We start from the raw sequence: 13,716 nt of genomic DNA, 5'->3' as shown, positions 1-13,716 counted from the left end.
CATCGCTGCCGTGAACAGACGTTTGCGCAGCGCGACCCGGCAAGACACACAAGAACTGGGCGCGCTCGCGGACTTCGCGGCTTGCCGGTCTGTCGTACCGCATTGCATGCCTGTCATCGCATGCGGCAATGGCAGCCAGCCTCTTCGCCTCTCGCACACCGTGTTGCAGCCATAGTCGGCCGTCGCTGGGCCGCGCCTTGTCGCGCGTCCAGCGTGGCTGCCGGAAGTCGTACGAAGCCGCTTTTATATGCGGTCCAATGTGAAGCTAAGGAGAAGAAAAGTATGAAATCGGTCGGTTTTCTGAAAACGCTGGGCTCGGTGGTGGCAATGGTAGTGGCGTGCAATGTGTACGCTCAGGCAAGCGACGCAACGGCAACGGGCACGACCGCCGCGCCGGCTGCGAGCGCCAAGTCGACCAAGAAGGCGAACAGCCAGTTGGGCCGCAAGGTGCGTAGCGCGCTGGCCAAGGCGCAAGGTATCGACGTGTCGAACATCGCCGTGCGCGCTCGTGGCGGCGCGGTGACGCTGACGGGCTCGGTGCCTGACCAGGCGCAGATCGACGCCGCAGGCGAAGCCGCCAAGGGCGTCGCTGGCGTGACGTCGGTGTCGAACAAGCTGAACGTCCAGCAGCAGTAAGCAGGCTGTCGCATCAGGCGAGGGCGGCGCCAAGCCGCCTTGCGCCATCGTGATGCAGTTGTGCACCAAGGTTCCGGCAAAAAACCGGAGCCTTTTTTATTTTAATTTGGCGATTTTTGAAGCGGTGATGATGGGTCCGGGCAGTCGCAAGCAACACGGCGGCATCGCCGCTGTGCGACTGTGCGCTGTGACACATTGCTGACGCGACCCGAAGCGTACTGTGATGCGTAGGGAACCGGAGTCAACGCCATGGAAACCTCGCTTTTGCGCTATACCGATCTGCCCATCAGCGATCGGGCGGCCTTCGAACTGGTGTGCGCGCGGCACGGTTTTGCACCGGCGCATTTCGACATCAGCGCCTGCGCGGATCCGAGCGATGCCGCGCACGAGCGCCTCGTCACCATCCGGCGCGGCGGCTGGGCGCAGTCTTATCACGACCGTCAAGGTCAATGGGTCCGGCAGTTCGAGGCCGATCTGACCTGCCGCTTCTTCAAATAGCAGCCGTCTGCTTGAGTCGAGCCTGAGCCTGAGCCTGAGCGGCAAGGCGTGGCGTGGCAATACGCGGCGCCGGCCTGCGCGCCCGTTCAGGCCAGCACGAGGCGCACGCCCACCAGCGTGAGCGTGGCGGCGAGCAGGTTGCGCAGCAGCGCGTCCGGCGCGCGTGAGGACAGAAAGCTGCCGATTGCGATGCCCGGCAGCGAGCCTACCAGCAGCGACAGCAGCATCGACCAGTCGATCGAGCCCAGCAGCCAATGGCCGGCGCCCGCCAGCAGGGTGAGCGGCACCGCATGCGCGATGTCGGAGCCCACGATGCGCGTGGTCGGCAGAAGCGGATAGAGCAACAACAACACCGTCACGCCGATCGCGCCCGCACCCACCGACGTCAGCGACACCAGCACTCCGAGCACCGCGCCGGTCAGGATGGTCAGCGCGAGCGTGCGTCCCTGACGCGGCGCGCGTTGCCGGCGCGCGCCGAGCGCCGCGAGTTGCGGACGAAACACGAGCGCCACCGCCGTCACCAGCAACGCCGCGCCGAGCACGATCTGGATCAGCCGGCTCGCACCGGGCGTGTCCATGCCGAAACGATGCAGCAGAATCAGCGTGATCGTGGCGGCCGGCACGCTGCCGGCGGCGAGGCGCAGGGTGATCTGCCAGTCCACGGTGCCCTTCAGGCCGTGCACGAGCGTACCGGTCGCCTTGGTGGCCGCGGCGTACAGCAGGTCGGTGCCGACGGCCGTGGCCGGATGCACGTTGAACAGCAGGACGAGAATCGGGGTCATCAGCGAGCCGCCGCCGACGCCCGTCAGTCCGACCAGAAAGCCCACGAACAGGCCGGAGACGGAGTACAGCAGATCGATGTGGGGAAGAGCCATTGAGCGGACCGCTGACGGTCGGGTGGGTTGGACGGATCAGGCCGCAAGGCCGGTGCGCCTGCCTTCGACAGTCGGTGAAGGGCGGCGGGAAGGCCGCCGCGGCGCGGCGAAAGCCGCTATTGTCGCAAAACTGCCGCGTTCGCGTACGAAGCGGTGTGCTGCGCTGCCCGCATACGGTCGATCAGCGCAAAAACCTCGGGGCGGTTTTCACGTGGCCTGGCTGGCGGCGCCCAAGCTTTGCCGGTTCTTTGCCGGTTGCGTTGCTGGCGATTGCCGGCGAGGCAGTCGCGGCGTTGCGCGGGCGCTCGTGAGACTGAAAGCGCAACTTCGGCCAACCCCAAGGTCGCGACGCGCGCTCAAAGCGCCCGGCGAATCTCCACGACGCCGAACGCCGCCAGCGTGAAGCCCACAATCCGGTCGATGGCGACGCGCATTTTGCTGCCGATCGCGTGGCGCGCGAGCGACACCACGGTCACGAGGAAACACCACCATGCAATCGAGCCGCAGAACACGCCACCCACGGTGGTCAGCGCAATGCTCGATGAAAACGCGCCGCGCGGGGCGAGCGTTGTGAACAGCGCGGCGAACATGATGACCGTTTGCGGATTGGTCAGCGTGAGCAGCAACGAACTCGCATACGCGCGCAGCGCGCCGGCGCGGCCCACCTGGGCGAGCTTGCCGTTGCCGCCTGACGCGCCGTTTGCGGTGCTGTCCGCTGCGTCGGCTGGGGCTTTCTGCAGCAACGTACGCACGCCCAGATACAGCAGGAACAACCCGGCGAGCAGATGCAACGGGCGGTCATACGCCAGCATGAACTGCGAGATGCTGACGAGGCCGAGCGCCGCGATCAGCCCATAGGCCGCGTCGCCGGTCGCGATGCCGAAGCCGATCGCGAGCCCCGCGCGCGGACCGCCGGTCAGCGTGCGGCGAATGCACAGCATGCCCATCGGGCCGACCGGCGCGGCAATGGCGAGCCCGACGCCCGCGGCGGTGAGGAAAAGACTGGTGGTGGACATGGCTATCCCGGATCGATTGTTCTGTTTCGTGTTGCGATTCGTGTGTCGCCGACACGCGTGGTATCGGCGAGCCCTTCAGCATAGCTAGACCGGAAACGCCGGGCAAGTCCGCGCATGAGGAGCGTGCTCGATCGACTCGCGCAGGCTCGCGTTTCTATAGCGTTGCTGATGAGCCTGGAAATAAGAGCGTGATAAGTGCGAGCCGCCGCGCCATGAACGAAGCAGGCGTAGTGATACCCGGAGCAATGGCGTTGGTAGTGCGGATGAGGATGGCCGTCGGGACGCTGGGGCCGAAGATGCGGGATGGGGCGCTGCAGGAAATGCGCTTTGGATGGATGCCCGCCTCGATGCGGCGGGCGTGCTCAATCGGTCTTGCCTTTTAATGCTTCTTCGCGGTGGCCGAGGCGCTTGGTGCTACCCGGATCGGCGGCGCGCCCGATGGCGAAGTGGCGGGTTGCGGTTTCTTCGCCTGCTTCGGTTTCTTGACTTCGCGGTTACTGCGCATTTGACCTTTTGCCATGATGGACTCCCAATTGGCGGTTTTTGCTCCGCATAGGAGCAGTAAGCTAGTGTGCGCTACTTTTGTCCGCGCGGGCAAACAATCTAAACCGCCCGGCTCCTTCTCCAGGTCTCGGACGGCAACTCGCCGAACTGCCCGCGATACTCGCTGGAGAAATTCCCAAAATGCCAGAACCCCCACCGCGTGGCGACCTCCGTCACTGAAGCGGAGCCGCGCAATTCACGGCGCACGTGATCGAGCCGGACGGCGCGCATATAAGCGGAAGGGTTGACGCCGAGCGTATCTTCGAACGCATATTGCAACGTACGCCGACTGGCGCGAAACCGCGCGCACAACTCCGCCACGGAAAGCGGACACTGCGGCGATTCCTCGATCAGCTCACGAACCCCACGCACCAGTTGCCAGTTGCGCGCAGTGCGAGCCTCGACGTTCCCGTGCGGATCGGCATCGCGCAGGTCCTGCAAAACATCGGCAAGACCGAATATCACCGACTTTTCGAACGCTGCGGCGACTGCGGCGTCGTCGAGCAAAGTGGGGGTGGCCGCGACGGCGTCGAGCAACTGCTTCAGCACCTCGCGAAAGCCCTGCAGTCTCGCGGGATCGACGTTCAATACGCCGGGTCTCGAGCCGAGCAGCAGGGTTATTTCGTCGAGTTGCGAGCGCAACAGCGGGTCGCCGATCGCGCCCGGCTCGATTTCGAGGTTCACCACCACATGCTTGTCGGGCGACAGAAATTCGAAACCGCCATCGCCGGAAAACACGTGCAAGCCATCGCGATGACTCGTCTGTCCACACAACAACGCATGGCCTTCGAGTTGAAACGGAATGCCCACCGCGACCCTGGATGCCGCTACCTGGCCGCGCTGATAGACCGTGCGGTTCAGGCGCTCGACCAGCACCCGCACGCCGCCCGCGTGGCATGAACTCACCGAGCCGTCGAAGGCGCCGCGTGAGATCTGGCAGTAGCTCTGGTTCCATGCGTCGAGCAGCATGGCCTGCTCGTCAATGTTGCGGCAACAACGAATCTCGACCGCGCCGCTCGTCTGATTGACCGCCTGCATAGCTTCTCCCGATTCTGATGGCGCTCCCCGAAAGCCTCGTGCCGACCAGTGTATGCGAAAAAAAAGCCCTGCCGTAGGGTTGGCGCGGAGCGTCTTTGCTTACCGTCTTTGCTTACCTGCTGCGCGGCCGGAAGCCTTCGTAATGCTTTTGTCAGGACGCGGAATTTTTACGGGATTTTTATCTTTTTGCCAATTTTGGATAGTCGCCACTTTTTGCCGCCCCTACTTTGTGCATCACGCAATGCACAGGAAAGGGAGTGACGTATGAGCACATCGGCAGGCAGGCTGGAAGGCAAGATCGCAATCGTGTCAGGCGGCGCGACGGGCGCGGGCGGCGCGGCCTCGTTGCTGTTCGCGCAGGAAGGCGCGCAGGTCGCCGTCGTCGATATCAATACGGATGCCGGTGAGGAAGTGGTAACGCGGATTCGCGCGGCAGGCGGCAGCGCCGAGCTGTTTGCCGCCGACGTGTCGAAGCGCGCGGCCGTCGATGCCGCCGTGGCCGGCATCATGGCGCGCTTCGGACGTATCGACGTGTTGTTCAATCATGCCGGCAGCATTGTCGTGAAGCCGTTCGTCGATACCACCGACGAAGACTACGACTGGCTCATGAACGTCAACGTGAAAAGCATGTTCATGATGACGCGGGCCGTGCTGCCGCACATGCTCGCTGCGGGCGGCGGCTCGATCGTCTGCACGGCGTCGATCTCGTCGGTGGCGGCGACGCCGCTCGAAGTGCTCTATTGCACCACCAAAGGCGCATGCGCGATGTTCGCGCGTGCCATCGCCGTCGAGTATCGCGACCGGGGCATTCGCTGCAATGCCGTGTGCCCTGGTTTCATCGACACGCCGCATGGGCGCCGCGAAATCAGCGCGCTCGCGAAGTACGGCTTCGATGCGAGCGAAGCCGCCTTGTCGGTGCAGCAGGGCCGCCTGTGCGCGCCGGAGGAAGTGGCGCGCGCCGCGCTCTTTCTCGCGAGCGACGACGCGAGTTTCGTCAACGGCGCACACCTGTACGTCGATAACTGTTTCACGGCCGCGTGAGCCGCTTTGCCTGGCGCGGCCACGCCGTTGAACCGGCTCGCCGGTTGGCCGCTTCGTCATAACCCTGTTCAAAGGATCGCGTCATGGACATCAACACGGCCTTGCCGTCGGCGGAATCCGCCGACAACGACGTCAAGCTGTTGCACAAGATGGGTTACGCGCAGGAACTGTCCCGGCGCATGGGGGCGTTCTCGAACTTCGCGGTGTCGTTCTCGCTGATCTGCATTCTGTCGGGCGGCATCACGTCTTTCCAGATGGGCCTGTCGGCGGCGGGCGGAGCGTCGATCGGACTCGGCTGGCCGCTCGGCTCGCTGTTCGCGCTGGTGGTGGCCGCGGCGATGGCGCAGATCGCCTCGTCGTATCCCACTGCGGGCGGCCTCTATCACTGGAGTTCGATTCTCGGCGGTAAAACTTGGGGCTGGCTGACCGCGTGGCTGAATCTGCTCGGCCTGGTGTTCGTGGTCGCCGCGATCAACTTCGGCACCTATGATCCGTTCTTCCGCACGCTGATCGCGCCGATGTTCGGCGTTAAGCCCGAGTCGCTCGGCTGGTGGCAGCAGACGCTGTTTCTGACCGTGATCACCGCGTCGCAAGCATTCCTCAATCATCGCGGCATTCGTATCACGAGCAGGATCACCGACCTGTCGGGCTATCTGATCTTCGTGGTGACGATCCTGCTGGTGGGGGCGTTGCTGGTGTATTCGCCGGTCAAGATCGATCTGTCGCGGCTCTACACGTTCACCAACTTTACGGGTGTGGACGGCGGCGCGTGGCCGAAGCAGACCATGGCGATGGCGTTTCTCTCCGGCCTTCTGTTGACCGCTTATACGATTACCGGCTTCGACGCATCGGCGCATACCTCGGAGGAGACGCATCAGGCGGCGCGCAATGTGCCGCGCGGTATCGTCGGTTCGGTGTTCTGGTCCACGACCTTCGGCTACGTGATGGTGTGCGCGTTCGTGCTGGTCATGCCGGATATCGGCGCGGTCGTGAAGCAGGGCACGGGTTTCTTCGAAGCGATTCTCGCGCCGATTCCGGGGCCGCTGCGCATTGTCATCGAACTGCTGATGTTCTTCATCAACTACGTGTGCGGTCTTGCTGCAGTGACCTCCACGTCGCGCATGATGTTCGCATTTGCTCGCGACGGCGGCCTGCCCGCATCGAAGTGGCTGCGTAAAGTGAATGCCGCGCATCGCACGCCGGGCGCCGCCATCTGGACCTCGGCGGTGCTGGCGATCGTCGTCACGCTCTATGGCGATGCTTTCACGGTGCTGAGCGCCGGTAGCGCGGTGTTCCTGTTCATCTCGTACGCCATGCCGATTGCGGCGGGCATTTTCGCTGAAGGCCGTACGTGGAACGAGAAAGGCCCCTTCCAGTTGGGCATGCTGTCGAAGCCGTTCGCGGTGGCGGCGGTGATCGGCGCGCTGGTGCTCGCGTATGTCGGCATGCAGCCGCCGAATCAGAAAGTAGTCTACGTGATTGCCGGTTTGCTCGCGGTGCTGCTGACGATCTGGTATGGCGCGGGCGTGCGCAAGAGTTTCGCCGGCCCGCCGATCGGCAAGGTGTCCACGGAACGCGAAAGCGAATTGCGCGGTATGGAGGGGCAGTTGGGAGAGAGTTGAAGCACTGCACTCGCCGCGCAGGTTTTGAACGCCCAAAAAAATAACGTCAGCCGGCCCGTGAGCCGGCTGACGTTTTTCATGTCGGCCGCAGTACCCGAATCCGGGTACTTTGAACGCGCGGCTTACATGCCGACGTATCCCACCGGCGTCGTCGCATTGGCCTTGGCGACCGACGCGTTGTTCGACACCACATACACCGGCGATTCGGTCAGGTTGAGCGTCAGCACACCGTTGCTGTAGTTCGCATTGGTCGCGTTGCCCATCATGTCGATCACCTTGACCGTGCCGCTCGTGCCCGGTTGATCGACATTGAGGCTGTACGCGACACTATAAGTCGAGCTGAAGCCCGCACTCGCGCTCCACACGTTGTTGTTGTGCGCCCACAGAGCGGTAATCACCGCGCCGTTGCCCACCTGCTGGAACGCGTACGCGTAGACGCCGGTCGGCGTGCCGTTGACCGGGCCCAGCGTCGTGGTGCCGTCGAGCGTGTGCGTCATCGCGCTGATCGCCATCGCCACCGGTTTCGGGCTGATGTTGGTCGAGCCGAATGCGCCCTGCGCGTCGCTCAGGTCGAAGAAGGTGCCGTAGCCCACTTCATCCGGATAGTCCGCGCCGTAGAACACGTAGGTTTGATCCGCGCCTTCGCCGAGCGTGATGATGTGCATGCGCGCGGCGACCGCCGCTTGCGCGTACAGCACGTTGGCGCTCGGATAGTTCGGACCGTACGACGAGCCGAGGTCGTAGCTGATGCCCGCTTCTGTCGAGAACAGATGCATGCCCGTACGGTAGTCGGTGGCCATTTCCGCGCGCAGATTGCGCATCTGGCCGCGCAACGAACCGTCGGCGGTGGACGGGTCGCTGTCGTAGCGCTCAGGCGGATGCGACGGCGACGTGCCCGCGTCGTAGTAACCGTGCGTGGCGACGGCGTCGATGTACTGGCCGAAGCCGAGCGGCGCGAGGCGTTTGAGGTGCGAAGTGGTCAGGCTCGGGAAAGCATCGGCCGGACCCATCACCATCGCGTGCGGATCGGTCGAATGAATGCCCTGATAGACGGCCTTGTACAACGCGACGTAGTTGGCGTCGGTATCCGTCCACATCTGGTTCGGTTCCCACGTCACCTGATAGTAGTTTGCCGACTGGGTCGGGAAGTACGCGGCGCGAATCGCGTTCGATTCGGTGCCGACGCGGCTCATGTAGCTCTGGTAGTACGACGTATCGGTCGGCAGCGTGGTGTCGTCCTGGAAGGCGCCGGTGCTGCTCGCCCAGGCCGGAATGCCGTCGAGGCGGATCAGCCGCATCACGTTGCCGCTCTTGTAGAACGGATCGAGATTGTCGGCCGACGGGTTGAAGGTGTTCGGGCCGTTCGGCTCCATGGTCGAGAGCTGGCGGTCGTCGATGGTCGACGAAATGCCCAGCGCGGCCAGCAGCGGGCCGTTGTCGTTCGCGCCCTGCATGCCGAAGCGATGCTGCTCCTGGCGCGCATACGTGACGGCCGGCACGACGCCGGACAGGTTCGGCGTCACGCCGAACGTCGCGATGCCGACCGGACGCGTGCCGGCCTGCGGCAACTGGCCGCCGTTCTTGGCCAGCGTGCCCGTTGCCGCGAAATAACCGGCGAGCGTCGACGTGCAATTGAACGTGATGGTCTTCGCACCGCTCGCCACGGCGGTGGTGCCGCTCGCGGCGACGCGGCCGAGCGTGTCGGTGACGGCCCAGTTCAGCGTGTCCGCGCTCGGCGCGTTGGTGTTGAAGGCGATCTGGAACGTGCTGCCGGAGGCGAAGATGCGCGTGCCGTCGGCGCTCGGCGTATCCGCAGAAATCGTCGCGCTGCCCGCGCCGGCTGATGTGGTCGGCGAGGCGCAGGTCATGGCCGCGGTGCCGCCCGTGGCGTTCAACGCAGCGGTGCCGGTGCTGGCGTTGCCAGCGGCGGACGTGGTGGCCGCGCTGGCCGGGCTGCTGGTGCCACTGCTGCCGTTGGACTGGGATGCCGCGTTGCTGACGGTGCCGTTACTGCCACCGCCGCCGCCGCATGCGGCGAGTGCGAGGGACAGTGTCGAGAGTAGGAGTAGTTGCGATTTCATCAATCTGTAAGCAATGCGTTGGCTGATCATTCGTCCGGCTCCTCGCGCAAAGCGCGTCAGGAGGTGGAGCGAACATCGGGGTTCATTTGCAAGCCAGCCGATGACCGAGGCTTCGACACTGGCGTCCTGGATGCGCGGCATTTCCGGCTGCGCGAAGGTGATGCCTTCCCGGGTTGTCGGCCTCGAACGCATTTCTCTGCAGGGAAACGCTTGTCGCGTGAAACCGGGCCGCTGACGCGAGCGGCTTTGGCGGAATCGGACGACCTGAGAACGTACGACGAACCGGCCAGCGTGTTGAGGAACAGCGCGATTCAGATCGCAGTACTTGAGTCCACGGCGCTAGCCGATGAACTTTTTACTGTTCCGTAAGCTAGAAATGCTCAATTTGGGAAGAATCGACCGCAACAATACGCATTAGTGTGCTTAAAAGAAGTAACGAGTCGTTACGTATGATCATTAATGCAGTACTAATTACATTGATCGAATGAAAAAGATCTGTCAGGTGAGACCAGTCTTTTTCCGCCACTGTGAATTGGGGTCGTAAGTATTTGAAATGGATGCCTAACTATCCGGCAGCGTCAATCGACTGAGAAATGGGCGCTAGCGCTCATGGGCCAGCCGAAAAAGTCTTGGGCTTGGCGTAAAAGTGCTGGGTCTTGGGTGTAAGGTTTCCTCGCGACATGGAGTTCGCGGCGGAACTGTCGCTGTTTTACGGAGACATTGGTGCGCTCCGCAAAAAGGAGCGCGCCATACACGAAGATGGGTGCCGACGTTATTTGGGGTCTGCAATAACGGGGGCGGCATCCCGTCCGCTGCGCAAAAAGGCAGTTAAGGCTGAGAGATCAATCGTGAGGATTCTTCAACTGGTTCATGCACCGCGATTGTCCGGGGCAGAAGTACTCGTAAAAGGGCTGGCCATTCACCATCAGCGCGGTGGCCATGAAGTCTGCATGACATCGCTGCTTCCGCAGCAGGACGACTTTGCCGACATTCACGCCGAGCTTCAGGCGGCGGGCGTCACCTGTCTGTTTCCCGATGTGCGCTACGGCAGGGTAGGCAAGTTGCTGTACCTGTATCGCGTGGTGCGGCGCTTTCGCCCCGACTTCATCGTGGCTCACGCAACGCTTGCCGCACTGTATGTGCGTCTTCTGCCGGTGAATACGCCGATTGCCTGGGTCATGCATTCCGGCGTCAACGACTTCGAAAACGGCGCGCTCAAGCGGGCCGAGCGCCTGCTCTCGCGACGGGCGCGGGCGATCATCGGCGTGTCGCAGCAGAATATCGACGATTACCTCCGCGAGATCGGCCGCCATCCGTCCATGGTCGTGATTCCGAACGGCGTGGATGCCCAGTTGTTCGCCGAGGCCAGCGACGCGGGCGCGCCGGATATCGACGCGCACCCGAAGCAGATCGTCCAGCTTGGCCGGTATATCGAAGGCAAGAGCCAGCTCGACACGATCCGCGCGTTCGAACGCGTGCTGCAATCGGAACCGGATGCGCGCCTCTTGCTGTGTGGTGTCGTCGAAGACCTCGACTATCACCGGGCGGTCCTGTCGCTCGTCCGTCAGCTGGGTCTGGAAAGCAAGGTGACGGTGAACGGACCGCGTTCCGACGTGGCCGCGCTGCTGCGCGCCTCGCGTGTCTTCGCGATGCCGTCGCGTTTCGAAGCGCAGAGCATCGGTTTTCTCGAGGCGCTTGCCTCGGGTATTCCTGTCGTGGCGAGCCGGATTCCGTCTTTTGGCTTTGCGAGCGCATTTGCCGGCGTCAACCTCGTCGATACGACCGACCCGGAAGCCTACGGCGGCGCATTGCTGAGCGCGCTCGGCACACCGCGCGCGAACCGGCAACTGGCCGGCTACACGCTGCACGACACGGCGGATCGTTACATGACGATCGCGCGGAAGTTCGTTCAACCGCTCCAGGTTTCGGCCTGACGCCAATCGGACCGGCCGGCTCGCATGCTATTGCGCGAGCCGGTCGATTCGCACTGTCTCCGAGAAAAGCCCCGGCAGGTTGCCGAATTCCTGAGCTTCGCCCAACGCGAGTCCGTTTCCTGATGGATAGCGCGACAACGCCGGCGCTCCGCCGGTGAAATAGAAATCGCCGAGGGTGGCGTCGGTCCGGCGAAACAGCACGAGTGCAGTCCCCTGCTTGTCGCGCACGAAAGCCGGAAAGACATCTGACCACGACATGTCGTGCAGTGTCGCCGCCCGCACCGGCGAACTTGCTGCGCCGCTCACGTCGAGCGTGGCGACATCGATCATGGCTTCCTCGCTCGTCTCGTCGAGATGCGGCGTTAGCAGGATCAGCGTGTTGCTGTCGCGGCCACGCACGGCGCCCATTGTCACTTTCACGAAGCCGGGGACGAAACTCGCCGGCAAGACGTTGCGCTCGCCGACGCTCAAGCGCGCACCTTCATTGTCGATGGAAGTGAGCGCGAGGCGTCCGTTTGCCCCGTCCACCGCGATCAGCGAGGCGCGCGAGCCGGCTGTCTCACGCACCAGCAGATTGACGTTCTGCGGCAGGTCCCTGGCCTGTGCCCAGAGCGCCGGCGCTGACGCCACCGAGGCTCCTGCTCCTTGCGCCGACGCGACCCATAGATCAAGTCCGCGGTCGGCCCGTTTTTGCGCGATCAGCACGCTGGCCCGCCCCGATGAGGTGAAGTCTCCAGCCACATATTGCTGCGTCAGTTCCGGCCTGAACGCATTGCTGGTTTGCAGCCAGAGGCGCGGGGCCTCGAAGTGGTCGCCAGCACTGCGAAGCAACCAGAAGGCGGTGCCGCCCTGGCGCGCCGCGACGATCATCAGATCCGCCTTGCCGTCGCCGTCGAAATCGCCGAGCAGAAAGCGCACGCTGTCGAAGCACAGTTTGTCGCCGGCGCAACTTGCCGCGGTGGCGCGCGGATCGAACGGGACGACGCTCGCGTACCACAGCGCGGGCGGCGACACCTTGGCGAGCGAGGCCGCATAAACGTTGAAACCTGGGCCGTCGTGTTGCCGCTGGACATACACTGCGGACTGCTCGCCCGAGCCGGCGATATCGCCCGCCATCACGGTGGCGAGCCGCAGGTCGTTCGCTTGCGTGTGTTGTGTGGTGGCCCAACGATAGCGCGTGGTGAGCGCTGTGCAGCCGCGCATGGTCAGCTTGCCGTCGTTTTCGCCGAGGCAATGCCGCATCGGCGTATAGACGAGGCCGAAATCCCACGGCGTCCAGCGCTGCGCCACGTCCCATTGATCGCAGGTCTCCGCGATCAGATAGCCGTCGCGTTCGGCGATGCACTGCGAAGTCGCGACGCTCACGAGCGCTGCGTTGCGCGTATTGCCCGGATAGACGCTCAACGGATCCCAGCGCCATTGCTGGGCCGGCGAGTCCGTGCACGCCGCCAGCGTCGGCGCACGGCCGGGCCCAGCCGAGCTCAGGCAGCGGCTGGCCGCCGCATTGAAGAGCTGAATCGGACGAGACACGAAGTCCGGCACGCGGCGATCAGTACGGTCGGCAAAGGCATAGCGGCGCGAAATCCAGTTGCCGTCCCACTGAAATTCACCGAATACATGCGACGACTCGCTGCCGTCGATCGAAAAATAGCTGGCGACGATGTCGCGCTTGCGCTGCACTTCGGCGGCCGGCAGATTGCCCGGCCAACTGCCGGTCGGATAGGTGACGTGGTAGACGATCGGCACGCCTTTGCCGAGCGTCTGGGCGACGTGGCGAGTCATGCGCGCGGAGAGGATGTGATCGGGATGCTCGATGAACGGCACGGTATCCGGGTTGAGCGTATAGATCAGCGTGGCCGGCGCGAGTATCGCTTTCAATGTGGCCGACAAGGCATCGCGATCGTACTTCACGCGCACGGAGCCGTCCGCGTTCATCGGATAAGTCGAGAGCGTGGCGTGTTGTTCCCACAGCAGACCGAGTGGCACGCGGCCGCCGCGCACGGCGCCGCCGGGCAGGCGCAGCTCCAGCAGGCGCACTTGCGGCCTCGCTTTCAGCACCATCTGATGCACGAGCTTGCCGGCGATCGTCACGTTGGACTCGAGCCACTCGTCGGGCACGCCTGCCATGCGCGCATAGGCGAGCCGTGAAGCCCGTTCGCGGGTTTGAACGTAAGCGAAGTCCGCGCCATTGGCGCCGCCGATCAGATGGACGGTGGTGATGCACCATCCCGCATCGAGACGCTCGCTGATGGCGGGGTCCACGAATAGCAGATCGTCGTCGAGGTGCGCGACCACGGTGACCAGCGTGCCGGCGCCACATTCGGCCGCGCGTGCGGAGGCTGGAAGGCAGGCGAAGAAGAGCAGCGCGAGACACGCAATGATGGAATCGCGAACGAGCCGGGTTGCCGATGATCGCATAGTGATTCGAGCCC

The 13,716-nt window shown here is 63.9% G+C and carries 12 protein-coding genes; 6 read left to right on the top strand and 6 right to left on the bottom strand.

Annotation, left to right across the window (positions count from 1 at the left end):
* Window positions 1–282 precede the first annotated feature (282 nt).
* Both BLW71_RS12685 and BLW71_RS12680 read left to right on the top strand, forming a co-directional pair.
* Window positions 283–636, top strand: a complete 354-nt coding sequence (locus BLW71_RS12685; protein ID WP_091796618.1) for a BON domain-containing protein — start codon at window positions 283–285, stop codon at window positions 634–636.
* A gap of 249 nt (window positions 637–885) precedes the next feature.
* A complete protein-coding gene (locus tag BLW71_RS12680) occupies window positions 886–1,134 on the top strand; it encodes a hypothetical protein (protein ID WP_091796617.1) in 249 nt (82 codons plus the stop codon).
* An 86-nt stretch (window positions 1,135–1,220) separates the two neighbouring features.
* Here the strand turns inward: BLW71_RS12680 and BLW71_RS12675 are convergent, their stop codons facing one another.
* The 4 genes from BLW71_RS12675 to BLW71_RS12665 form a co-directional block, all read right to left on the bottom strand.
* Window positions 1,221–2,009 carry a sulfite exporter TauE/SafE family protein gene (locus BLW71_RS12675; RefSeq protein WP_091796616.1) on the bottom strand — a complete coding sequence of 263 codons (789 nt, stop codon included), beginning with the start codon at window positions 2,007–2,009 and terminating at the stop codon, window positions 1,221–1,223.
* A 356-nt stretch (window positions 2,010–2,365) separates the two neighbouring features.
* Window positions 2,366–3,025 (bottom strand): LysE family translocator, encoded by a 660-nt coding sequence (locus BLW71_RS12670; protein ID WP_091796615.1) that lies wholly within the window; start codon window positions 3,023–3,025, stop codon window positions 2,366–2,368.
* A 379-nt stretch (window positions 3,026–3,404) separates the two neighbouring features.
* Window positions 3,405–3,545 (bottom strand): hypothetical protein, encoded by a 141-nt coding sequence (locus tag BLW71_RS41630; RefSeq protein ID WP_177205024.1) that lies wholly within the window; start codon window positions 3,543–3,545, stop codon window positions 3,405–3,407.
* A gap of 83 nt (window positions 3,546–3,628) precedes the next feature.
* Window positions 3,629–4,606, bottom strand: a complete 978-nt coding sequence (locus tag BLW71_RS12665; RefSeq protein WP_091796614.1) for a helix-turn-helix domain-containing protein — start codon at window positions 4,604–4,606, stop codon at window positions 3,629–3,631.
* Between the two features lie 264 nt (window positions 4,607–4,870).
* Between BLW71_RS12665 and BLW71_RS12660 the strand changes: the two genes are divergently transcribed.
* Window positions 4,871–5,647, top strand: coding sequence for an SDR family NAD(P)-dependent oxidoreductase (locus tag BLW71_RS12660; RefSeq protein WP_091796613.1), 777 nt, complete (start codon window positions 4,871–4,873; stop codon window positions 5,645–5,647).
* Between the two features lie 83 nt (window positions 5,648–5,730).
* The gene (locus BLW71_RS12655; protein WP_091796612.1) at window positions 5,731–7,269 is read left to right on the top strand and encodes an amino acid permease; all 1,539 of its coding nucleotides are present in this window, start codon (window positions 5,731–5,733) and stop codon (window positions 7,267–7,269) included.
* A 122-nt stretch (window positions 7,270–7,391) separates the two neighbouring features.
* On the opposite strand, the gene BLW71_RS12650 is transcribed toward BLW71_RS12655, so the two are convergent.
* Window positions 7,392–8,933 (bottom strand): glycoside hydrolase family protein, encoded by a 1,542-nt coding sequence (locus BLW71_RS12650; protein ID WP_286161991.1) that lies wholly within the window; start codon window positions 8,931–8,933, stop codon window positions 7,392–7,394.
* On the opposite strand from BLW71_RS12650, the gene BLW71_RS42255 reads away from it, so the two are divergent.
* A complete protein-coding gene (locus tag BLW71_RS42255) occupies window positions 8,908–9,360 on the top strand; it encodes a hypothetical protein (protein WP_286161990.1) in 453 nt (150 codons plus the stop codon). The two genes, BLW71_RS12650 and BLW71_RS42255, sit on opposite strands and share 26 nt — an antisense overlap.
* Window positions 9,361–10,198: 838 nt before the next feature.
* Complete coding sequence (locus tag BLW71_RS12645) at window positions 10,199–11,284, top strand: glycosyltransferase family 4 protein (protein ID WP_091796610.1); 1,086 nt, start codon at window positions 10,199–10,201, stop codon at window positions 11,282–11,284.
* Between the two features lie 27 nt (window positions 11,285–11,311).
* Here the strand turns inward: BLW71_RS12645 and BLW71_RS12640 are convergent, their stop codons facing one another.
* On the bottom strand, window positions 11,312–13,702 hold the full coding sequence (locus BLW71_RS12640) for an RICIN domain-containing protein (protein WP_091796609.1): 2,391 nt from the start codon (window positions 13,700–13,702) through the stop codon (window positions 11,312–11,314).
* Window positions 13,703–13,716: the final 14 nt, after the last annotated feature.

Source organism: Burkholderia sp. WP9 (assembly GCF_900104795.1).
Classification (GTDB): domain Bacteria; phylum Pseudomonadota; class Gammaproteobacteria; order Burkholderiales; family Burkholderiaceae; genus Paraburkholderia.
Note: the sequence above shows the minus strand (reverse complement) of the source record. Positions and strands in the feature narration are given on the sequence as shown.

Bases quoted from the DNA above. Each gene is read 5' to 3' on its own strand.
- BLW71_RS12685 (WP_091796618.1), top strand. From the start codon at position 283: ATGAAATCGGTCGGTTTTCTGAAAACGCTGGGCTCGGTGGTGGCAATG.
- BLW71_RS12680 (WP_091796617.1), top strand. From the start codon at position 886: ATGGAAACCTCGCTTTTGCGCTATACCGATCTGCCCATCAGCGATCGG.
- BLW71_RS12675 (WP_091796616.1), bottom strand. From the start codon at position 2,009: ATGGCTCTTCCCCACATCGATCTGCTGTACTCCGTCTCCGGCCTGTTC.
- BLW71_RS12670 (WP_091796615.1), bottom strand. From the start codon at position 3,025: ATGTCCACCACCAGTCTTTTCCTCACCGCCGCGGGCGTCGGGCTCGCC.
- BLW71_RS41630 (WP_177205024.1), bottom strand. From the start codon at position 3,545: ATGGCAAAAGGTCAAATGCGCAGTAACCGCGAAGTCAAGAAACCGAAG.
- BLW71_RS12665 (WP_091796614.1), bottom strand. From the start codon at position 4,606: ATGCAGGCGGTCAATCAGACGAGCGGCGCGGTCGAGATTCGTTGTTGC.
- BLW71_RS12660 (WP_091796613.1), top strand. From the start codon at position 4,871: ATGAGCACATCGGCAGGCAGGCTGGAAGGCAAGATCGCAATCGTGTCA.
- BLW71_RS12655 (WP_091796612.1), top strand. From the start codon at position 5,731: ATGGACATCAACACGGCCTTGCCGTCGGCGGAATCCGCCGACAACGAC.
- BLW71_RS12640 (WP_091796609.1), bottom strand. From the start codon at position 13,702: ATGCGATCATCGGCAACCCGGCTCGTTCGCGATTCCATCATTGCGTGT.